Here is a 22,017-nt window from a genome sequence, read left to right on the forward strand (position 1 = left end):
AGAGCACTGAACATCCGTGAATTATGTTCACAGGTTCAGTGCTCTTATTGCAAATTCCGGCTCATCTGACCACGCATTCCGCTAAGAGCTGATCAGTCTTTCCGGATGTAACTGAACGCGTTTCCGCTTCAGCTGTAAGCGCCAAGTATTCCTGCGGATTTTCAAATCCTTAGATTTCCCCTATAATTGCAGCTGATAGATACTTAGATTATTTCACTACAATTATGGAGGATAGGTTATGGCAGGTACTCGCAAGACCCGCGTTCCGATGGTGGAACAGATCAGACTTATCAATGAATGCCGTCAGAGCGGCATGACAGATGCTGACTGGTGTCGTGAAAACGACATTGCAGTAAGCACCTTTTACAACTGGGTCAGCCGTTGTCGGAAAACAGCAGCGGATCAGATCCAAGCGGCGAATTATGGTCATCTTGAGGTTCCACGCCCCAAACAGGACGTGGTTCCCATTGACATTGTTCCGGATCACATTCCGGAACAGCATACCGCATCGCAGATGCTAAATTCGAACCTTGACAATCCACATACGATTGAAGTTTCTATGAAGGATATCACAGTCCGCATCAGCAATGATGCGGATCCTGTTCTGCTCACCAGGACTTTTCGCATGCTTCAGGAATTTTCATGTTAGGTGATGTTTCCGGACTTGAGAAGATCTACATTGTCTGTGGCTACACGGATATGAGGAAATCTATTGACGGACTCTGCACCGTTATCGAAGACCAGCTTAAGATGGATCCGTCGTCCAGTGCTCTCTTCCTTTTCTGTGGAAGAAGACGGGACAGGATCAAAGCCTTGTTCCGCGAACCGGATGGCTTCGTTCTGATCTATAAGCGATTGTCTGTCCGCGGCGGTTATCAATGGCCCAGAAAGCAGTCAGAGGTCCGGAATCTTTCCTGGCGGGAGTTTGACTGGCTGATGTCCGGGATTGATATTGACCAGCCAAAAGCCCTCAAAGCAGAATAAAAAGCGCGTGGATCCTGGCAGAAATCCTGCATAGAAAAATCCGGAAATCCCTTGTAAATCCGGCATTTTTCAGGCGTTGTTTTCCTTTAGTAAAAGCCCCCTTTCTGGTATAATAAAGGAATCAAATCCGAGGAGAGAAACGATGGCTTCCAGTGCAAAAGATATCCAGCTTCGAGAGCTGAAAGATACCGTATCACAACGGAAAACAATGATAGCGGAGCAGACGGAACTGATCAAAGCTCTCCGTCTTATTATTGACGAAAAAACCAGTCATGAGAAAGCTCTTCAGGAACAGGTAGATTATCTGACAAAAAAACTCTTTGGTCCCTCCAGCGAGAGAAGATCTGATGATATTCCGGGACAGCAGAATCTCTTCGATGAAGCAGAAGTGGAACAGGATCCATCCCTGTTGGAAGGCGAAACGGTAATCCGGGAGCATACCCGTAAAAAGAAGGCAGCACATGAGGAACTCTTCAAAGGCCTGAAAGTTGAAAAAGTAGTGGTCCCACTTCCGGAAGAGGATCAGATCTGTCCGGTATGTGGTACGCAGATGGTCCTGATCGGCGAGGAATATGTCCGCCGGGAACTGGAATTCATTCCTGCCACCTGTAAAGTGATCGAATACTACAGCCAGAGCTATGGATGCCCCTCCTGCAAGGAAGGACTCGGCGATACAGAAAAGCCTGTGATCGTAAAGTCTCAGGTTCCGCCAGCTCTGCTTGGAAAAGGACCTGCATCAGCATCTGCAGCTGCATGGACTATGTACCAGAAGTATGCCAACGGGCTTCCACTTTACCGGCAGGAAAAGGACTGGAAGCAGTATGGGGTGCAGATCAGCCGGACGACCCTTGCAAACTGGATCATCTACTGTTCAAAGAACTATTTTCAGCCAATGTACGATTACTTTCATCGGGAGCTGCTGAAACGTAGTTTTGCGATGGCAGATGAGACGCGGGTCCAGGTATTGAAAGAGGAAGGACGCAGGGCACAGACCCAGTCATTCATGTGGCTGTTCCGAAGCGGTGAGGACGGACTTGCGGAGATCATCCTGTATGGCTATTCCCCGACCAGGAGCGGCAGCCATGCAAAGGAGTTTCTGGAAGGCTACAGCGGATATCTGGAAACGGACGGCTATCAGGGTTATAACAGTCTGCCTGGGATCAGGCGCTGCTCCTGTTGGGCACATATCCGCCGATACTTTATCGACGCTGTTCCCAAAGGGAAGCAGTATGACTACAGCCAGCCTGCAGTACAGGGAGTCCAGTACTGCAATCGGTTGTTTGCCATGGAAGACTCCATTAACAAAAAGTATCCCGGTAATTATGAAAAGCGGAAACAACTGCGTCTCGAGAAGGAAAAACCTGTTCTGGAGGCTTTCTGGTCGTGGCTTGACCAGCAAAAGCCCGTCCGGAATACCCGGCTGGATAAAGCCGTGAATTATGTTCTCAACCGGCGTGATATAGCGGAAACCTATCTGGAAGACGGGCGGTGCAGCTTTACCAATAATCTCAGTGAGAATGCGATCCGTCCGTTCGCAGTGGGGCGAAAAAACTGGCTGTTCAGCAGTTCCGTGGACGGAGCGAATGCCAGCGCAGTAGTCTACACAATGGTTGAGATGGCCAAAGCACATGGGCTGAACATCTACGGATATCTTAAATTTCTGCTGGAGAACCGACCGAGTAAAAATATGACCGATGAACAGCTGGCGGAACTGGCACCTTGGAGTGAAAAACTCCAATCTATCAAAAATCGCATGTGAATTATAGTGAATTACTCCAACTCGTAAAGGGCTGGAGTAATCTTGTATCTAACCGCATTATTATTTGGCGCTTACTAAGCAACCCTATGTGCAGATTGACCTGTTATCCTATCTGCGGGAGTTTGAGCCGAGCAATCTTGTTAAGGTCAAAGGCACAAGCAATGTGTACTGTACCGCAGAACACGACAGCTTAAAGATTTCCAACGGTAAATGGTATTGGTGGTCGAGAGGTTTCGGCGGCTATTCTGCCCTCGATTATCTTATCAAAGTCAAGGAATATGACTTTGTGGAAGCCGTGGAAATTCTCACGGGACAGACGATGGCGGACTGGAAGCCACCCCCTGCTCCCAAGAAAGATAAACCGAAAGTTCTGCTCCTGCCGCCAAAAAATAAGGATTGTAACAGAGTGATACAGTATCTTTTCGGGCGTGGTATTGACTATCAGCTCATACAGGAGTGTATCTCAGACGGTACGCTTTATGAGAGTGCCGATTATCACAATGCTGTTTTTATCGGCAAAGATGAAAGTGGAACACCGAAATATGCTGCCCTGCGAAGCACTCTCGGTAGCACTTTTAAGCAGGACGCATCGGGCAGCGATAAGCGGTATTCGTTCCGACTTCTGGCGAGAGAGCCGACGGATACCGTGCATTTATTTGAAGCCGCCATTGATTTACTGTCCTATGCCACTTATGAAGGAATTATCAGCGAGGAATTGTGGCAAAAGGTTCACGCAAAGCGTATGGCAACAGGAATTAAACAGCCATCCAAAATCGGTAAGGATAGGTCACACCTTTTGACGGGGATATTAAAGTGTCCCCTTTGTGGAAGTTCAATGTATACGAACAAACACGCTTGGACAAATAAAGACGGCACATACAAAGAGGTTTACTTCAAAAGAGTGTCCCTATTTTTTATATTAGGGCATTCCATTAGGAGTGCCTTTTTCAATTCAATTTAAAAGGGGGTTCACTATGAACAACACAGCGTTAGGAGCAGAAAACAAAAAGGAACAGACAATCAATTTTATCAGCGAAGCACATGAAAAATTCTACTATGAAAAATTAAAAGAGGTACGCTATCAGGATGTGTACCACAAGGCACTTTGCTATTGCCTTGGTATCAGCGATGATACGAGAAGAAATGTTGATAGCATCTATGATTTTAAGACGTGATGTGTAAAAACTGAGTGTCTGCATGAAGGCTGGCAGACCAGTGGCAGTATGAAGGTGGTGCGAATGGCATTAAACCTGTATTGCAACGGCACATGCCATTATAGGCGGAGTCGTTGGTGTGGTTGTCCTTGCCATAAAAATAGCTGCGATCATCAAAGAAATAATAAATATTATACTGGAATATGCAAGGAGATAGTTCATTTGCTGAAATGCAGGGCAGATATGAGATTGTGGATTTTGTATCTGCCCTCTTTATAACTTCTGGTCACAACGTCCAGAAGTGGAAAGGAAAAAAAGATGGAATCAATGCGTGATACGAAACGGATTATGGAGCGGGAAATTAAGAAAGGCAGTACACCGCTTCAATTTGAACGGATTGAACTGGATGCAGACTGTTATCAGGAGATCGCATCAAAAGAGAAATTGACAGAGGTATTGCAGTATCTCCATAGAGTGGGGGGGATATAAGGCATTGGCGGGCAAGACCGTAATCAATAATGTCTATACGTTTATGAGAGGGAAAACATCGGATTTTACAAGGGCAAGAAGTGTTTTTGACAGGGAGAAAATCTATCAGCAGATGCTGTGGCAGGAGAAAAAGTTACAGCCGACTTATCAAGGGGATTGCTATGTCGAGACGGCAAGATGTTACTTTTCTTTGCCAGAGGATGAATGGGATAAACATAAAATGACGTATCAGAAGAATGAAGCGTTTGGATTTATCATGTCAAACAAGTATATTTTGGGATTATATAAGTATTGCAGGGAAGCTAGGCGGGATTTTGCTGTATGTTCAGCCAAAGCACCGAACAAAGGGGATGAGGTGGTTAATCGGCTTATAGATATGGAGAATGTAAAGGTATTGGCACATTGTCTGTTGCTGGATGATGTATGGGTAGAAAATGAACAGGTTGAGGTAAAATTATACACAATATATGTATTGCGATAATTTTTAAGCCTTGAGAATTCAAAAAATCAAAAATATATTAAAAATATCTTTTTATTTTGGTATAATTGTTTTGGTGTTTAATGGCACTTTCTACTATACTATTGAAAATAGATTCGCATTGGAGGGATGGATAAATGATTAAAAAAAAGGATATTTATGATAAAATCGTTCATGCATTGTCAATTTTTATTGATGAAATAGAAACAAAGGCAAAGAATAATTTATTAGATGATAATGTATTTTCAGAAGACTTTATTAAAGATTTATTGAATGTGTGTATGGGGTGGAATTTAGTAAACCTAAATGAAGATGTAAATGGTTTTCCTGGAATTGATTTGGGAGATAAAAAAAGACATATTGGTGTTCAGATAACATCTACTAAAACGAGTAAGAAAATAATAGATTCATTAGATACAATAGTTGACAATAAAGTCGATAATGAGTTTAACGAAATATATTTTTTGATTTTAGGAAGAAAGCAAAAAAGTTATGCCGTTGATTTTTCAAAATATAGCACATTAGATTGCTCAGAGAATAATATTTGGGATATTTTAGACATAGGTGAGTGGTGTGCTCATTATGATGCAGTTCATATGGAGCAGGTTTGGAATGTAATCCAAAGAGAAATTGCTGTGGGAGATTCAAAACCAATAATTTCGCTTGAAGTTAAAAAGAATATTTTTGAACTAAAAACTGTTGTACACATGATTTTAGAAATGGCTAGTCAATTAAAGCAAACTCATTATACAGTAGATAATCATGTGGATGAAATAGAAAATATATTAGGCAAATTAGATGAAGTGTTTTCTTATTTGGATGAAAATACATATTTAGTATGTAAAGAAATTCTTGAAGAAGGTTTAGAACTAGGGAATATAGTAAAGAGATACCAAAAATGGGAATGGAAAATTGAAGCAAGATGTATTCGAATATTAGATAGAAGCTTAATAGAAAAAAATTTACAGGAAGTTTCAGAACTGGTTTCTAATAATATTTTAGGAATGAAAAATGGAGTAGATATTATAATTGATGGAGATAGTTTGTTTGATAGACTTATTGCCTTACAGATTGATCAGGATATCTTGTATAAACAATTTTCTGTTACTAAATTTCAGAAAATTGTTGAGCGTAGCATTATGAGGAATAGTAAAAAATGCATAATTGCGTTTTCGAAAGACATAGGTCAGTATAATGATGAATTGATAAGTAGATTAGAGTCTGAAGGTACGAAGGTAAGAAGTTTTGAAAATAGAACCCAGACGATAGAATTTTTGAGCGAACAATTAAGGGGAAAAATTGAACTTACGTTAATAAGCTCAAGGGGAGATATACTGAGAAAGGTATCTTCTGATAGGGATCAGTGTTATTTATATACGGTTTCGTTTAAAAATGACTTACCATCACATTTTATGCCTGTTTTTTTCTCAAAAGGAGATATATCAGAAATAGAATTGAATAATTGTTTTAATTATAAGGAATGTAAAATAGTAAATATTAAGGATATCACAGAATCAATATATAAAGATATGATTGCTAATGCAAATGATTGTATATCACATCAATTAAGAGTTGGCTGGTCTGGAGATGTATATATTTCAACAATAACAGGAGCAGAAGAGATTGAGGATGTAAAATTTAGATGGGAAAGTTGGGACGCAGGAAATGGATACACTGGACCTCGTGCAGCTTCTGATCATGAATATATTAAACAGTCAGTAAAATCATTAAAACAATGTTGGGAAGATGGAGTTCGTGGGTATTGCGATTATTATGCGATAATTTAATCATACAAGTGGTTTATAGGGAAGTAACAGCGTTAAGGCAGGTATGAGTTGTATGTTCAAAGAAGGGAATTATTAAAACAGATAGGCATAGTAGTATCTTTTGAACAATTAGTGAGTTATTATTGAATGATAAGACATTAAAATGAAATTTTATTTTGAGAAAAACTTGATGAAAAATCTTTTTTGAGCATTTTAATGTATTAAAGATTATGATTCAATCGATATAACTGTTATAGTAAAGACGTTTTAATATGGATGAGAAATAACCAGAAGGAGGCCTCTTATTTGAAAAAGAAAAAAGATGAAATATCCATTCGTTCCAGCGCAGCGGAATATCTGACTTATGTTGCATCTATCGGTGATCAGCAAGACAGTATTGAAATGCGCTATGAGGATGAGAATATATGGCTGGCACAGAGGATGATGGCCACACTGTATGATGTGGATGTTCGTACAATCAATGAGCATATTAAGAAGATTTATTCCGACTCAGAACTTGAGGAAGAAGCAACTATCCGGAAATTCCGGATAGTTCAAACCGAAGGTTCACGCCAGGTCACTCGTGATACGAAACATTATAATCTTCAAATGATTATTGCTGTTGGATTCAAGGTAAACAATGAGCGAGCGGTGCAATTTCGTAAGTGGGCAAATGGCATCGTAAAGGACTACACCATCAAAGGCTGGGTTATTGATGACGAGCGTCTGAAAAATGGTGGTTCAGTTCTCACAACAGAATATTTTGACCGCCTGCTTGAGCAGATTCGTGAGATTCGTTTGTCTGAGCGTAGATTCTATCAAAAGATAACGGACATTTATGCAACAGCTCTTGATTATGACCGCACAGCAAAAACGACAAAGCAGTTCTTTGCAAAAGTGCAGAACAAGATGCATTATGCAGTTCACGGTCATACGGCAGCAGAGTTGATTTACGAGCGAGCAGATGCTGATAAGCCACATATGGGGCTGACCACGTGGGCAGCAACGCTGGAAGGTAAGATAGTAAAAAGTGATGTGAGCGTTGCGAAGAATTATTTGAGTGAGCAGGAAATGCGTTCACTGGAGCGTATTGTATCTGCTTATCTGGATTTAGCAGAGGACCGTGCAGAACGTCATATTCCAATGACGATGGAGGATTGGTCAAAGCGACTGGATCTATTCCTGATGGCTGATGACAGAGAGGTTCTTCAGGATGCAGGAAAAATTACGGAAGAGATCGCCAAGGCTAAAGCCGAGACTGAATTTGAAAAATATCGTGTTATTCAGGACAGATTATTTATATCTGATTTTGATAAGTACATGCTGGAATTGGAAGAGAATGCGAAGAAGTAGCAGCATCGCCATTAAAATTTCAACTTGCCAAGATCGAGTGCATGGGAGTTGGGGTATTAGTCGTGGCGAAAAATAGCTGTTGACCTGTTCTTTGTAGGAAGAACGGACAAGGTTGAGGCGATGGCGGTTTCACGCAAAATTTGACTTTTATGTTGGAATCACTATAATAGTAGAAACGAATAAAAAAGTTGAACTTTTTCCGTGAACAGGCGAGGTTCAGACTGTGATATGGATAGCGAGTTGTATTAATACTTTTTTTCTACAGAATTTGTTGATATGTTTCCGCAAACAAACGGAGATATTTTGTAACACTCTATATTAGTCTGGATCGGTTCCCGAAAACTGACATCAATCTGGACGTATCGTGCCATGTCGAGACGGTTGTTCTTTTGTCCCAACTGAAACAAAAGCCGGATGATTACATTAATGTCACGATTGAACTTGATAATGTGGATATAACATCTGCAGAGACTAAGGCTACATATGATGAGATAAAGAAGTATGTGGCTGAACATAATGCCGGCATGAAGGTTTCCAATCTGTATATCTCACAGGTAAAGAGAAAATGCGGAATTGAGGTTGGAAAGAATTTGCGCGTTGCAACGAGGAGAATGGACTGCTTGCAGGGCAATTCGACGACTGCCGCGACAGACTTGGAACTTGTTCCAAGTCCTAATTTACCTAAAAATGAAGATAGCAGGCAACCGCAGTGTCCAGAAGATAAAGAGAGTGCAATTGTGGAGGCATTGAAGCATTTTAAGATGAATAGTTAATAAAGAGAGGTGCAGATGCTATGCCAGGTATACTCGTGGTTGAAGATGATGAAAATTTAAATCGTGGAATTACATTTTCACTGAAAAAATCCGGATATGAGGTTTTTTCAGCAGAATCAGTGAAAAAAGCGAAAAGAATTGCAAGTGATCATAATGTGGATGTTACCATTTGTGATGTGAATCTTCCGGATGGGAATGGACTGGAATTTGTAAGGTGGATGAGATGCAATTATAATACATACATTATTTGTCTTACAGCACTAGATCAGGAGATGGATCAGGTCATGGGATATGAAGCAGGGGCAGATGATTATATTACAAAGCCGTTTAGTCTTTCGGTACTTCTTTTGAAAATAGAAGCACATTTCCGCCGCAGACAGGAGAAAACGGAAGCCGGAAAGATGATTTCGGGAGATATCGTATTTATCGCAGGAGAAATGAAAGTCCTGATAAAGAGTCGTGAAATCAGTCTGACAAAAACGGAGTTGAAAATGCTGACTTTTTTTCTTCAGAATCCGAAACAGATTCTTTCAAAAACACAAATATTGGAAAATGTGTTTGATCTGGAAGGGGATTTTGTGGATGAAAATACAATCGCTGTCAATATCAGAAGACTCCGTGAGAAAATCGAAGACAATCCGGCTGCACCGGTCTATATCAAGAATATCAGAGGTCTTGGGTATATATGGAATCAGGAGGTAAGGCAGTGACAAAGAGATATCGCAAGAAGATTACAGTAGTGCTCTCCTTGGTATTACCTGTCATAGTATTGTTTGCAATATTAAATTGCTTTACCACGTATGTGTTTTATGAAGATTACAAATATAAAATGAATCTTATGACAGAGATTGCTGCAAAGGAAGAATTTTCCGGGCTGGATGCTGTTTCGGAATTGCTTAAGGATAAGGATATTGAAACTAACGAACAGGGAAGGCGATTATTGGAGCAATATGGATACTGGGGAAATAAAGGGAATGTGTTTTATTCGCAATTCCGGCATCAGGTTATGGTGACCGGTGCTGTAAGCACTGTGATATGCGTGCTTCTTTTGATTATTTTATTTTATTGGAAGAAGACAGAAGATGCGTGTCATCAGAAAATTTTAGACCAGTTAGAAGAAATTCTGATCAGATTCCGTGAAAATAAATTTAATGATTTACTGAAAACGGAAAATCACGCTGAACTGGAAAAATTGAATGACCAGCTTGAAGCAATCGGACATCATATTCAGTTGCTAAAGGAAGAAGCACGGGAAGAAAAAGAGAGCACGAAAGAAATGGTTTCTGATATCTCTCACCAGTTAAAGACACCGGTTGCAGCTTTGGATATATGTTTTAGTGTGCTGATGCAGAATGACTTAAGTGTCACAGAACAGGAGGAGTTTCGTATTCGTTGTCGGAGTGCTCTGGATGGACTGGAGACATTATTGCAGTCGCTTCTTGAAATATCCAAGATGGAAACTGGACTGATTCAGATGAATAAGAAAAAACTTCCACTTATAGATACTGTCATATCTGCTGTGAATCGTACATATCCAAAAGCGGATGAGAAAGAAATTGAATTCGTTTTTGACTATGAAAAAGAGCTGGAAACATGCACGATTATGCAGGATAAAAGGTGGCTTGGCGAAGCTGTGATCAACGTTCTGGATAATGCGGTCAAGTACAGTCCGGGTGGTTCAAAAATATTTATCCGGTTACAAAAAAGAAACGATCTTGTAAGAATGGAAATTGAGGATCAGGGAATTGGTATTCCGCAGAATGAGTATCACAAAATTTTTCAACGATTTTACAGAGGAAGTTCCAGGGAGGTCATGGAAAAGAGTGGTACAGGAATCGGACTTTTTCTATCGAGAGAAATTATCGAAAAGCACGCAGGTATGATTACGGTAACCTCCGGTAAAAAGAAAAAAGGAAGCACGTTTGTGATTCAATTACCATATGTTAGTTAAATTTTAAATGAGCAGAAATCTTACAATTCTGTAAGACTTCTGCTCGTTTTTGAAAGTGAAATGAAAGATTATCCTGATACAATTTGGATGTAGGTTGAAAAATGACCAAATATATAAACAGGCAAAGAAAGCGTGTTGAAAAGGTACGTTTTACAGAATTGAAAAGGAGGTAGCACATTGAGTGTGATATTAGAAACCAAGCAGCTTTGTAAGTTTTATGGCGCAGGTGAGAATCAGGTCAAAGCGGTCAATCAGGTGGACATTCAGATTGAGCAGGGAGAATTTGTCGCAATTGTTGGAAAGTCAGGTTCCGGTAAAAGTACATTACTTCATATGCTTGGAGGGCTAGACACCCCTACAAAAGGCAGTGTTACTTTAGCAGGGAAAGATTTATACAGGATGAAGGAAGATGCCCTTGCTGTTTTCCGCAGAAGAAAAATCGGATTTGTTTTTCAGGCATTTAATCTGGTTTCATCTGTTAATGTCTGGGAAAATATTGTACTGCCACTGGGGCTGGATGGAAGAAAAGTGGATGAAGCGTATGTAAATGATATTATTGCAACTCTGGGGATTGAAAACCGGATTTATAATCTGCCAAATCAGTTATCCGGAGGACAGCAGCAGAGAGTAGCAATTGCAAGAGCACTGGTGAATCGTCCGGAAATTATATTTGCAGATGAGCCGACAGGAAATCTTGATTCTAAGACCAGTGATGAGGTAATCGCTCTGCTTAAGATGACAGCAAAAAAATATGGACAGACAATTGTAATGATTACCCATGATGACGAAATTGCACAGGTCGCTGACCGTATTCTGGTGATTGAGGACGGACAGGTGGTGGATTTCAGATGAAGACAATAAGCAGGATTGCATATAGCAATGACAAAAAGAACAAGACAAGAAGTATACTGATTATGATGTCCATATGTCTGACTACGATGCTGCTTGTGATTATCAGTACTGTGGGAAATGGAATGATACGTTTGCAGAAAAGTCAGGCGGCAGGCTCATATGGAAGCAATTATGGTCTGTTTGTCGCAGCAGATGGTACGCAATTAAAAGAAGTGGAACGCAGAGCTGAGATATCTGATATCGGCATCATGTGTACGGAGGGCATCCTGAAAGGAAATGAAAATGGCGGGTTTGTCTGCATGGATGAGACTGCAAGAAAAATGCTTCCCTATAATAAGGAATATGAGTTAAAGGAAGGAAAGTATCCGGAAAAAATGCAGGAAATTGCCGCCGGAAGAGCTTTTTTTCGTGCAATGGGATATGATGATGTAAAGGTCGGAGATACGGTTACACTGGATTACCGTGTAGGGATGCGGTCAGAATATAAGCCGGAAGAGTTTGTTGTCAGCGGAATCCTATATGATCGGGATGAGTATACCATCGAGGCATCTTATGTTGCTTTCGGGTCACAGGAGTTTTATGATGAGCACGTCGCAGAGAATGACAGACAGTATAATATCTATTTTACGTTAAACGATTCTGCAAATGTATCTATGAATAATATTGAACCGGTTATAAAGCAGATTGCAGCAACTTGTGGAATCGAAGAAAAAAACGTTATAGTCAATGATCTCTATTTGCAATGGGTCTTGCAGCCGAGTTATGAAACGATTGCGGTATGTGGAATTCTGATTCTTGCAATTGTACTTTTCTCTGTTGTGGTCATTTATAATATTTTTCAGGTCGGTATTGTCAACAAGATACAGGAGTATGGAAAAATCAAGGCTCTGGGAGCGACAAAAAAGCAGATGAAACAACTGATCTTCAGAGAGGGCATTTTTTTGACCATTTTTTCCATACCAGTTGGATTGATTCTTGGTTTTCTGATTGCAAAATGCGGTTTTAACTGGCTGGTAGAACAGGGAAACCTTGTATCAACCGGAACTGGCTCTATGGGAGTTCAAAATCAGCAGGTGCCTCTGTTTTCCCTGCCTGTTATGCTTCTCTGTATTTTCGTATCATTTCTTACCGTTGCTTTGGCACTGCGTAAACCAATGAAAATTGTTTCACGGATTTCACCTATCGAAGCAACACGGTATTTAGAAAATGCAGAAACACACAAAAAAGGAAAACGAAATGGCAGAAAAAATGTCACCGTGTTTTCTATGGCAATGGCAAATGTAACGGGTAATCCCAAAAGAACTATTGGTACTATCCTCACAATGGGTTTTTCTTGCGTATTGTTTGTGATTATCTCTAATTATGTGGGAAATATTGACACGGAGCATGAAGCACGTCTTTCCGTTAATCATGGACAATTTGAACTGCAGCTTGACTATTCTGCTGAGTATGATGAAAGATATCCGGAGAATAACCTGGATACGATTCTGACGGATGATCCATTGAATGATTCGCTGATTGAAGAAATCAAAAGCATTCCGGGAGTAACAGATGTCATGACGAGAGAGATTGTCTCTGTAAATCTGAACGGAACAAGATTTCCGGCTGATATTGTGAGTAAAAATGATTTTGATTTTATGCGCCAAGACGGGGACATTGGCTCTATGGACTATGATCAGGCGGTAAAGAATGGTGAAATTTTCTTTGGCTGGTCAACGTGGATGGAACAAGATGGATATGCTCCGGGTGAATCCATTGCATTTGACTTTGAGAATGGAAGTGAAACCTATACCTATCAGGGAAAGATTGCAGGATCCTTTGTAAGCGCGGACACTTATCTTGTCATTCCGGAAGGTGTATACCGTTCCATGAATCCGAGAGGAACAGCCTATGGCTATCTGTGGGTGGACTGTGATAAAAAAGATGTGGCATCTGTAGAACAAAGTCTGAATACTTTGATTTCTAATACTTCGCATATAAAAATGGATACTTATCATGCGCAGTTACAATCTGCCGAATTTGCAAGCAGCATGATGAAGCTTGGCTGTTATCTGTTTATGGCTATTGTAGGACTCATCGGGTTTATGAATATGGCGAATACCATGATCATGAATATTACGACAAAAAAGCAGGAATATGGTATATTACAGGCTGTGGGTATGACAAATAAACAATTAAATTTATGCCTGCAGTTACAGGGACTGATGTTTACGGTTGGGACCATATGCGTAGCTTTGATCATTGGTCTGCCGCTCGGCTATGCACTTTTTTTCTATGCAAAACATAATGGAATATTTGGAATGAATATCTATCATGTTCCAATCGTACCAATTTTTATTATGATTTTTTTGGTCGGTCTGTTGCAGATTGTACTTTCCTGCGTTTTAAGCAGTAATCTGAAAAAGGAAACGCTGGTAGAAAGAATAAGGTATCAGGGATAGCAAGTAATATGTAATGAACTAGGTCTTAACGAAGAGGAGAAATAGATAACTTCCATTTTGTATGTATGATAAATCTAAACAGTATTTTAGCAACATTTCCTGAGTGGGGGCAGAAAGTGCCCCCACTTTCACTATTTGGGGGCGAAAAGCGCCACCATATATCATAAATGATGGGTTCAAGGGGAAAATCCCTTATAAGTTTTTTTGAAAACTGTCGTTTGGTAAAATCTATTCCATTTTTAAAAGCCTTGCGATAAAATATGTTCTGTGAGACGGTAGTTCTTTTGTCCCAACAAAAGCCAGATGACACGATAGAGATCGACTTAGATTTAGAAGTTGGATGCAACCAGTGCTGAGTTGAAAGCTCGTGATCAGATGGAATGGGTCAGATTGGTAAATGGTATTCGTAATATGGCAGAAGAACTTGTGCTAAAAGAATTGGTGTAGATCTAAAGCGTGGAAAACTCCTTCGGGAGCTTTTGGCTGTTTATAAGATAAATTCTGTCGGAGATTTATTATAAAACATTACTTTACAAGAAGAATAAAAAAGCATATAATTCTTTTATAATATATTTAATAAAAGAGGGTAAGAAAACGGAAAATAAAGATAAAAAAAATACAACAAGAAAAAAAATAATTAATTATGTGCTAAACAAGCATGTTACATCCAAGGCGGAAATCGCAAAAGAGTTAAACTTGAGTATGCCGACTGTGTTAGCAAATGTGAATGACTTATTAGAAAAAATGGTGTTGGAAGAAACTGGGGAATATGCTTCGACCGGTGGACGAAAGGCAAAAAGTATAGGGATTAATAAGTCATACTGTCATGCAATGGGAATTTTGATTACAGCGAATCATATAGAAATGGTATTAGTAAATCTTGGAGATGAGATTATAAAAAAAGATCGCATCCGTTTAAAATTTACGGCAGAATTATTCTATTGTACAGAGGTGGCACAAAAGGTCAAAAATTTTCTTGAAGGCGAATTAGCGAAGGACACGCTACTTGGGATTGGAGTGGCGATTCCAGGAATTATTGATCAGAAAGAACGGATCGTTTTAAAATCCCATGCTTTAGGTATAGAGAATTATAGTCTGCGCTTTTTAGAGCAGGCGTTGGAAATTCCAGTATATTTTGAAAACGATGCTAATGCTGCAATGCTTGCAGAAAAAAAGCAAAAGTATCCAAATGCGATATATCTGTCTTTGAACCACACCTTAGGAGGTGCATTCTGCATAGATGGAAAGCTGTTTCGAGGGCAGAACCAGAAAGCAGGGGAGTTTGGTCACATGATACTCGTTCCCGGTGGAAGAAAGTGTTATTGTGGTAAATCAGGATGTGCAGATGCATATTGTGCAGCAAGTGTACTGACACAAGATAACAGGCAGTCACTGGATGCATTTATGGAAAAAATTGAAAGTGGTGATGAAAAAAATTTGCAGACATGGAATGAGTATTTGGATCATCTTGCTGTTTTGATATCAAATCTGCGGATGGCATATGATATGGACATCATACTAGGAGGTGATGTGGGAGGCGTATTGTCAGATTATATGATACCACTGGGAGAAAAAGTGATGGCATATAATGGCTTTGAGCATGATGTTTCATACTTGAAAAATTGTTCGTATAAGAAAGAAGCGTCGGCTGTTGGAGCCGCGAAATACTTTTTTACAAAACATATGGTAGAATTGTAATTTTTTTGAATGCAGATAAGCAGTCCACCGCATCTGGTGCGTAGGGAATTAAGCGTTGGGTAAGGGGATGTTTAGTCTGTTGGAGTTAAAAACTCCCACTGACAAGTTGCAAAGCGAATGCGATGTCCGATTTATATGTGTGAAAAACGAGAAGTTGTGTAAAATTAGAAAAAGATATTATAGTAAAAAAACGGAAAGAAAACAGTAACTACGGTTTCCTTTCCGTTTTTTTGCATATTAATTGTGAAAAATATACAAAAAATATATTTTGAAATTATGAAATATATAAAAATATGAAAAAACATATTGACAAATTGTGTTTATAGGACAATAATATAATTACTTTAATAAAACGTTTTATAAAACGCATAACAATATAAAAAAGGAGGAAACAACTATGTTACAGCAGGTAATGACAAATCCAGGAGAAATTATTTTCAGAGAGATTCCGGTTCCGGAGGTAAAGGAAAATCAGGTGTTGGTAAAGATTATGAATATTGGTGTTTGTGGATCAGATATTCATGTTTATCATGGAAAACATCCGTTTACAAAATATCCGGTAACACAGGGACATGAGGTTTCTGGTGAGATTACAGAACTTGGAAAAAATATCACCGAGTTTCATGTGGGACAGAAGGTGACGATAGAGCCGCAGGTATATTGTGGACATTGCTATCCATGTCGTCATGGAAAGTATAATCTCTGTGAGGAATTAAAAGTAATGGGATTTCAGACGACAGGAACAGCATCTGAGTATTTTGCAGTGGATGCATCTAAAGTAACACCTATTCCGGAAGATATGTCCTATGAAGAAGGAGCTATGATCGAACCTCTTGCTGTGGCAGTTCATGGTGTAAAACAGATGGGCGATGTGGCTGGCATGAATATTGCAGTCCTTGGAGCAGGACCGATCGGAAATCTCGTGGCACAGACAGCAAAAGGAATGGGAGCAGCGAAAGTGATGATCACAGATATCAGTGATCTTAGACTTGCGAAGGCAAAAGAATGTGGAATTGATGTGTGTGTGAATACCAAAAATAAAGACTTCGGTGAGGCGATGATCGAAGCATTTGGACCGGACAAGGCGGATGTGATCTACGACTGTGCCGGAAACAATATCACAATGGGACAGGCAATTAAATATGCAAGAAAAGGAAGCACGATCGTACTGGTGGCTGTTTTTGCAGGAATGGCAGAAGTAGATCTTGCAGTGGCAAATGACCACGAACTTGACATTAAGAGCACGATGATGTACCGCCATGATGATTACATAGATGGAATCAGACTGGTAAATGAGGGCAAAGTTCATTTGAAACCGCTCATCTCAAAGACATTTGCTTTTAAAGATTATCTGAAGGCATACCAGTATATTGATGATAACCGCGAGACAACGATGAAAGTAATTATCAACGTCAGTGAAAAGTAAGGAGTTCGTATGGAAAATAAATATGGAATTGTCGGAGTTGCCCATGTCGGGCTTCCGACAAACGATTTACAGAAAACAGTTGAGTTTTATAAGAGTCTTGGATTTGAAGTGATTATGCAGTCTTATAATGAAAAAGCAGGGGAAAAAGTGGCATTTTTACAGATAAAAAATTATTGTATAGAGACTTTTGAAAATGGGCAGGCGGCAATGTCAGACGGTGCATACCAACATGTTGCACTTGATGTGGAAGACATTGAAAGTATGTATCAGAAAATCTGCAATGAAAAATACACAATTATTACAGACGGAATCGAAGAACTACCATTTTGGGAAAATGGTGTGAAGTATTTTATGATTAAGGGACCAAATGAGGAAAGAATAGAGTTCTGTCAGAAACTCTGATAAAAATAGGAGAGACATATGGGAAGCGAAAACAAAAATGGAAAAGTACCGCTGATCAGTAAGATTGCATATGGGTTTGGTGATGTTGGATGTAATTTCAGCTGGATGTTCGTCAGTAATTTTCTGATGATATTTTATACAGACGTGTTCGGAATCAGTATGGCGGCTGTGTCAGCACTTATGCTTTTTTCAAGATTCTGGGATGCAATCAATGATCCAATCGTCGGGGGATTTACAGATAAAACAAAATCGAGATGGGGACGGTACCGTCCATGGCTGTTAGTAGCGGCACCAATCACAGCGATTCTTCTTGTTATGACATTCTGGGCAAGACCCGACTGGCCGCAGAATGGAAAGATCATTTATATGGTAATTACATATTGTCTGCTGGTTTTGGGGTATACCTGTGTGAATATTCCATATGGAACCTTGTGTGGTGCTATGACACAGGATATTGATGAACGTGCAAAAATAAATACATCCCGTTCGGTTGCAGCGATGATTGCAATTGGTGTGTTAAATATTATCACAGTTCCACTGCTCAGCAAATTCGGCAGTCACAGTGCAAAGACAGGATATCTGACGGTTGCGGTCATATATGGATGTATTTTTACAGCCTGTCATTTCTTCTGCTTTGCGAAGACGAAAGAGGCAGTGATTACTCCGGAAAAAGAAAAAATTTCTGTAAAGATACAGTTGAAAGCAGTTATGCAGAACAGACCATATCTTCTTGCATTGGCAGGACAGATATTATTTGGATTTACATTGTATGGTAGAAACGCAGATATTCTGTACTACTTTACATATGTGGAAGGAAATGCCTCCTACTACACAACTTATTCGATGTGCATCATTATTCCTTCTATCATCGGGGCAGCCTGTTTTCAACCATTATTCCGCAAGCTGAATAATAAAGGAAGAACAGCATCTCTCTTTGCTTTGTTTACAGGAATTTCCATGTTGTCTATGTTTTTCTTCAATGCCAAAGAATCATCAGCTATTTTTTATGCATTATCTGGTCTCACACAGTTTTTTTTCTCTGGATTTAATACCGCAATCTATGCAATTATTCCAGACTGTGTGGAATATGGTGAGTGGAAAACCGGACTTAGAAATGATGGTTTTCAGTATGCATTTATTTCACTTGGAAATAAAATCGGAATGGCAGTTGGAACAGCACTTTTAGCAGGATTACTTGGAAAATATGGTTATATTGCAAATCAGACACAAAATGCAATTGTACTTTCAATTATGAAACATGCATTTACGACGATTCCAGGTGTACTGTGGATTGTGACTGCGGTTGTATTATTTTTCTACCGGTTAAATAAAAAACGTTATAACGAGATTGTGGAAGAACTGAAAAATGGAAGAAAAAGTTGACATCGTGGCATTGGAAGAATTGCTGATTGATTTTACGGAAGCAGGACACAGCCAGGATGGGAGGAAATTAAAATACCGATACCAATAGAAATTTTAAAATCGGATACAATCTGAATGGCGTTTGCTTTTCTTCCGCCGGTGGATGCAAAAAGCCGTTTTTTTTTCTATCAGACCTTCCTGCTCCAGAAGGTTGAGGTTCTGGCTGACTGTGGATAAACCCATCTGCAGTTCCTGAACGATCTGCTGCTTGGAGGTCTTTTTCTTTCTGTAAATATATTGGTAAACCTTTGAGTTATTTATTTTTTGAGACTAATGTTGGTCAGTCCCTTTTCATTCATGATGTTCTCCTGATTGTGTTACAAGATAATATTAAGTATCAAAATTATTGTAGCATAGAACGAAAAAAAGCAATAAAAAGGATATGCATTACAGAAAGCTGACGGAAAAGCAACAACGATACACAAATATGTTGGAATGATTTCTGGAAAGGGTTTACATATCTTCAAAATGCCATTAATATAAAGAAGGGATCTTCCCATCCATAAAAAATAAGATACGGAGAATTAACATGAAAAAACAATTGAAGGATACTCAGATTCTGTTGGAAATCCTGATCCTGACAGCAGCTGTTGCTATTATTGCAGCGGCAGTCTATTTTTTTCTGGTACCAAGCCATACTTCTGTCAGCAGTATTTCGGGTCTTGGTATCGTACTTTCCAACTTTGTACCGTTGCCCCTTTCCGCCATCACCATGATTCTGAACGTAGTACTTCTGATCATCGGCTTTTTTACCTGCGGAAGAGAATTTGGTGTAAAAACCGTCTACACCAGTATCATGCTTCCTGTTTTTCTTGGACTTTTTGAAAAAATCTTCCCGGATTTTGGTTCGATGACAAACAGTCAGGAGCTGGATGTTCTGTGCTATACACTTGTAGTCAGTGTGGGACTCAGTATTCTTTTTAACAGAAATGCTTCTTCCGGCGGACTTGATATTGTAGCAAAGATCATGAATAAATATCTTCATATGGAGCTTGGAAAAGCCATGTCTCTGTCTGGTATGTGTGTTGCTCTGTCTGCAGCACTCGTTTACGACAAGAAAACGGTAGTTTTGAGTATTCTTGGAACGTATTTTAACGGAATTGTTCTGGATCATTTTATTTTTGACCATAATATCAAACGCCGGGTATGTATCATCACTCCAAAGGAAGAAGAACTTCGGGAATTTATTCTTCATGAGCTGCACAGCGGTGCTACGATCTATGAAGCCTATGGTGCCTATAACATGCAGAAGCGCAAAGAAATCATCACGATCGTAGACAAGACCGAATACCAGAAGCTGATGAATTTTATCAACAAACTTGATCCGAAAGCGTTTATCACAGTTTATAATGTATCCAACATGAGATATCAGCCTAAAATGTAAAAAAGTTCCGCAGCACCTCAATCACAGAAGTGCTGCGGAATTTTTTTACCGTAATTTCCTGTGAAAACGTTTCTTGAATTACCCCATGGAGCAAAAACTCCGGCGCGGCTGAAGGAGAAGAAGAGCGAACGGATGCAGATGGATACGATCAATGACATCGTTATAGTGCAAATAAGGACACTTTTTTAGACAAAGCGTGTTCTTTTTTTACCACATAAAGTTATCTATAATTAGAGACAGAAAATGGAGGAAGGGTATGAAAAGATATTATTTAGCAATTGATATAGGAGCATCCAGCGGAAGGCATATTCTCGGGCATATGGAAGATGGGAAAATGGTTCTCGAGGAAGTTTACCGTTTCCCGAATGGAATGCAGAAACGGGACGGTGAGAAGGTGTGGGATATCGAGGCACTCTTCGAAGCTGTGTTGGCCGGAATGAAAAAATGCAGAGAACTTGGAAAGATCCCGGTGAGTGTCGGAATTGATACATGGGCAGTTGATTTTGTCCTTCTGGACAAGGATGATCAGCGGATCGGAAATGCCGTTGCTTATCGCGATGACCGCACGAAAGGAATGGATGATGAGGTTTATCGCACAGTGCCGGAGGAAGAACTCTATGCATCGACCGGTATTCAGAAACAAATTTTTAACAGTATTTATCAGCTCATGGCGTGGAAGAAGAAAAAGCCGGAACAGCTGGAAAAAGCAGAGACGTTGCTGATGATTCCGGATTACCTGAATTTCCTGCTTTCCGGCGTGAAAGCGCAGGAATACACAAATGCAACAACGACCCAGCTCGTCAATCCGGAAACCGGGGACTGGAACAGGGAGATGATTCAAAAACTGGGATACCCGGAGAAAATCTTCCTGCCGATCCGTGAACCGGGGACTGTGATTGGTCGTCTGAAAAAAGAAATTCAGGAGCAGGTCGGCTTCGACTGTGAGATTGTTCTTCCCGCAACACACGACACAGGCTCCGCAGTAGTCGCTGTGCCAAGCAATGAGGAACATGTACTCTACATCAGCTCCGGAACCTGGTCTCTGATGGGAACAGAATTAAAAGAGGCCGATTGCGGAACAGAAGCTATGCAGCACAATTTTACCAATGAGGGCGGCTACAACAGAAAATACCGTTTCCTGAAAAATATCATGGGTCTGTGGATGGTCCAGTCTGTGAAAAAAGAAATCGCAGAAGATTTAAGCTTTGGAACGATCTGCGAAATGGCATCGAAATGCACCATCCCATCTATCGTGGATGCAAACGACGATCGTTTCCTTGCACCGGAACATATGACAGCCGAGGTACAGAAGGCATGTGAAGAAAGTGGCCAGCAGATACCGCAGGGAATTGCAGAGGTTGCAGCAGTGATCTATAACAGCCTGGCAGTATGCTATGCAAAGACATTAAAAGAACTGGAAGAAAAAACAGGCTGCCGGTACCGAACTATTCATGTCGTAGGCGGCGGCGCCAATGCCGGTTATCTGAACCGGCTGACAGCAGAAAAGACCGGAAGAACCGTGCTGGCGGGACCGACCGAGGCAACTGCCATCGGAAATCTGGCGGTACAGATGATCACCGGAAAAGAATGCAGCAATTTGAAAGATGCGAGAAACTGTATTTTCCATTCCTTCGAAATCAAACAATATGAGCCATAAAAAATGAGACGAAAGGTTAAAAGAGGCA

Annotated in this window: 18 protein-coding genes and 3 pseudogenes; all 21 read left to right on the forward strand. The window is 40.1% G+C overall.

Annotated features, from left to right (window positions below):
- Positions 1 to 238: 238 nt before the first annotated feature.
- The 21 genes and pseudogenes from tnpA to rhaB all read left to right on the forward strand — a co-directional run bounded on the left by tnpA (position 239) and on the right by rhaB (position 21,989).
- Positions 239 to 649 (forward strand): IS66 family insertion sequence element accessory protein TnpA, encoded by a 411-nt coding sequence (tnpA, locus tag DW743_RS00985; RefSeq protein ID WP_243004534.1) that lies wholly within the window; start codon positions 239 to 241, stop codon positions 647 to 649.
- The gene (gene tnpB, locus DW743_RS00990) at positions 643 to 984 is read left to right on the forward strand and encodes an IS66 family insertion sequence element accessory protein TnpB (RefSeq protein ID WP_055228707.1); all 342 of its coding nucleotides are present in this window, start codon (positions 643 to 645) and stop codon (positions 982 to 984) included. The genes tnpA and tnpB overlap by 7 nt, the downstream gene beginning before the upstream one ends.
- A 142-nt stretch (positions 985 to 1,126) precedes the next feature.
- The gene (tnpC, locus tag DW743_RS00995; protein WP_117760525.1) at positions 1,127 to 2,743 is read left to right on the forward strand and encodes an IS66 family transposase; all 1,617 of its coding nucleotides are present in this window, start codon (positions 1,127 to 1,129) and stop codon (positions 2,741 to 2,743) included.
- Between the two features lie 64 nt (positions 2,744 to 2,807).
- A complete protein-coding gene (locus tag DW743_RS01000) occupies positions 2,808 to 3,704 on the forward strand; it encodes a DUF3991 domain-containing protein (protein ID WP_243004533.1) in 897 nt (298 codons plus the stop codon).
- Positions 3,705 to 3,717: 13 nt separating this feature from the next.
- Positions 3,718 to 4,011, forward strand: a pseudogene (locus tag DW743_RS18855) (DUF6075 family protein); the annotation flags it as partial.
- Between the two features lie 204 nt (positions 4,012 to 4,215).
- The gene (locus DW743_RS18240; protein WP_243004532.1) at positions 4,216 to 4,386 is read left to right on the forward strand and encodes a hypothetical protein; all 171 of its coding nucleotides are present in this window, start codon (positions 4,216 to 4,218) and stop codon (positions 4,384 to 4,386) included.
- A gap of 4 nt (positions 4,387 to 4,390) precedes the next feature.
- Positions 4,391 to 4,867 carry a hypothetical protein gene (locus tag DW743_RS18245; protein WP_243004531.1) on the forward strand — a complete coding sequence of 159 codons (477 nt, stop codon included), beginning with the start codon at positions 4,391 to 4,393 and terminating at the stop codon, positions 4,865 to 4,867.
- A 134-nt stretch (positions 4,868 to 5,001) separates the two neighbouring features.
- Entirely contained in the window at positions 5,002 to 6,651 is a 1,650-nt protein-coding gene (locus DW743_RS01020) for an SMEK domain-containing protein (protein ID WP_117760524.1), read from the forward strand.
- A gap of 285 nt (positions 6,652 to 6,936) precedes the next feature.
- Positions 6,937 to 7,983 carry a virulence RhuM family protein gene (locus tag DW743_RS01030; RefSeq protein ID WP_117760523.1) on the forward strand — a complete coding sequence of 349 codons (1,047 nt, stop codon included), beginning with the start codon at positions 6,937 to 6,939 and terminating at the stop codon, positions 7,981 to 7,983.
- A gap of 323 nt (positions 7,984 to 8,306) precedes the next feature.
- Positions 8,307 to 8,756 (forward strand): annotated as a pseudogene (locus DW743_RS01035) (hypothetical protein); the annotation flags it as partial.
- A gap of 20 nt (positions 8,757 to 8,776) precedes the next feature.
- Positions 8,777 to 9,466 (forward strand): response regulator transcription factor, encoded by a 690-nt coding sequence (locus DW743_RS01040; protein ID WP_055181289.1) that lies wholly within the window; start codon positions 8,777 to 8,779, stop codon positions 9,464 to 9,466.
- Positions 9,442 to 10,707, forward strand: a complete 1,266-nt coding sequence (locus DW743_RS01045) for a sensor histidine kinase (protein ID WP_117760522.1) — start codon at positions 9,442 to 9,444, stop codon at positions 10,705 to 10,707. The genes DW743_RS01040 and DW743_RS01045 overlap by 25 nt, the downstream gene beginning before the upstream one ends.
- Before the next feature lie 177 nt (positions 10,708 to 10,884).
- Positions 10,885 to 11,559: an ABC transporter ATP-binding protein gene (locus tag DW743_RS01050; protein ID WP_006426335.1), complete on the forward strand. Its 675-nt coding sequence runs from the start codon at positions 10,885 to 10,887 to the stop codon at positions 11,557 to 11,559.
- On the forward strand, positions 11,556 to 14,000 hold the full coding sequence (locus tag DW743_RS01055; protein ID WP_117760521.1) for an ABC transporter permease: 2,445 nt from the start codon (positions 11,556 to 11,558) through the stop codon (positions 13,998 to 14,000). The genes DW743_RS01050 and DW743_RS01055 overlap by 4 nt, the downstream gene beginning before the upstream one ends.
- 348 nt (positions 14,001 to 14,348) lie before the next feature.
- A pseudogene (locus DW743_RS18690) lies at positions 14,349 to 14,447 on the forward strand (TnpV protein); the annotation flags it as partial.
- Between the two features lie 129 nt (positions 14,448 to 14,576).
- A complete protein-coding gene (locus DW743_RS01065; RefSeq protein ID WP_330423520.1) occupies positions 14,577 to 15,698 on the forward strand; it encodes an ROK family transcriptional regulator in 1,122 nt (373 codons plus the stop codon).
- A 397-nt stretch (positions 15,699 to 16,095) separates the two neighbouring features.
- Complete coding sequence (locus DW743_RS01070) at positions 16,096 to 17,124, forward strand: zinc-dependent alcohol dehydrogenase (RefSeq protein ID WP_055268459.1); 1,029 nt, start codon at positions 16,096 to 16,098, stop codon at positions 17,122 to 17,124.
- 9 nt (positions 17,125 to 17,133) lie between these two features.
- Positions 17,134 to 17,526, forward strand: coding sequence for a VOC family protein (locus DW743_RS01075; protein ID WP_117760520.1), 393 nt, complete (start codon positions 17,134 to 17,136; stop codon positions 17,524 to 17,526).
- Positions 17,527 to 17,544: 18 nt separating this feature from the next.
- Positions 17,545 to 18,909, forward strand: a complete 1,365-nt coding sequence (locus DW743_RS01080) for an MFS transporter (protein WP_117760519.1) — start codon at positions 17,545 to 17,547, stop codon at positions 18,907 to 18,909.
- 568 nt (positions 18,910 to 19,477) lie between these two features.
- Positions 19,478 to 20,332 carry a YitT family protein gene (locus tag DW743_RS01090; RefSeq protein WP_022461234.1) on the forward strand — a complete coding sequence of 285 codons (855 nt, stop codon included), beginning with the start codon at positions 19,478 to 19,480 and terminating at the stop codon, positions 20,330 to 20,332.
- 256 nt (positions 20,333 to 20,588) lie between these two features.
- Complete coding sequence (gene rhaB, locus DW743_RS01095; protein ID WP_117760518.1) at positions 20,589 to 21,989, forward strand: rhamnulokinase; 1,401 nt, start codon at positions 20,589 to 20,591, stop codon at positions 21,987 to 21,989.
- Positions 21,990 to 22,017 lie beyond the last annotated feature (28 nt).

The organism is Blautia sp. AM28-27 (assembly GCF_003480905.1).
Lineage (GTDB): Bacteria > Bacillota > Clostridia > Lachnospirales > Lachnospiraceae > Fusicatenibacter > Fusicatenibacter saccharivorans.

Bases quoted from the DNA above. Each gene is read 5' to 3' on its own strand.
- DW743_RS01080 (WP_117760519.1), top strand. From the start codon at position 17,545: ATGGGAAGCGAAAACAAAAATGGAAAAGTACCGCTGATCAGTAAGATT.
- DW743_RS01070 (WP_055268459.1), top strand. From the start codon at position 16,096: ATGTTACAGCAGGTAATGACAAATCCAGGAGAAATTATTTTCAGAGAG.
- rhaB (WP_117760518.1), top strand. From the start codon at position 20,589: ATGAAAAGATATTATTTAGCAATTGATATAGGAGCATCCAGCGGAAGG.
- tnpB (WP_055228707.1), top strand. From the start codon at position 643: ATGTTAGGTGATGTTTCCGGACTTGAGAAGATCTACATTGTCTGTGGC.
- DW743_RS18240 (WP_243004532.1), top strand. From the start codon at position 4,216: ATGGAATCAATGCGTGATACGAAACGGATTATGGAGCGGGAAATTAAG.
- tnpC (WP_117760525.1), top strand. From the start codon at position 1,127: ATGGCTTCCAGTGCAAAAGATATCCAGCTTCGAGAGCTGAAAGATACC.
- DW743_RS01090 (WP_022461234.1), top strand. From the start codon at position 19,478: ATGAAAAAACAATTGAAGGATACTCAGATTCTGTTGGAAATCCTGATC.
- DW743_RS01075 (WP_117760520.1), top strand. From the start codon at position 17,134: ATGGAAAATAAATATGGAATTGTCGGAGTTGCCCATGTCGGGCTTCCG.
- DW743_RS01055 (WP_117760521.1), top strand. From the start codon at position 11,556: ATGAAGACAATAAGCAGGATTGCATATAGCAATGACAAAAAGAACAAG.
- DW743_RS01020 (WP_117760524.1), top strand. From the start codon at position 5,002: ATGATTAAAAAAAAGGATATTTATGATAAAATCGTTCATGCATTGTCA.
- DW743_RS01045 (WP_117760522.1), top strand. From the start codon at position 9,442: ATGGAATCAGGAGGTAAGGCAGTGACAAAGAGATATCGCAAGAAGATT.
- DW743_RS01040 (WP_055181289.1), top strand. From the start codon at position 8,777: ATGCCAGGTATACTCGTGGTTGAAGATGATGAAAATTTAAATCGTGGA.
- tnpA (WP_243004534.1), top strand. From the start codon at position 239: ATGGCAGGTACTCGCAAGACCCGCGTTCCGATGGTGGAACAGATCAGA.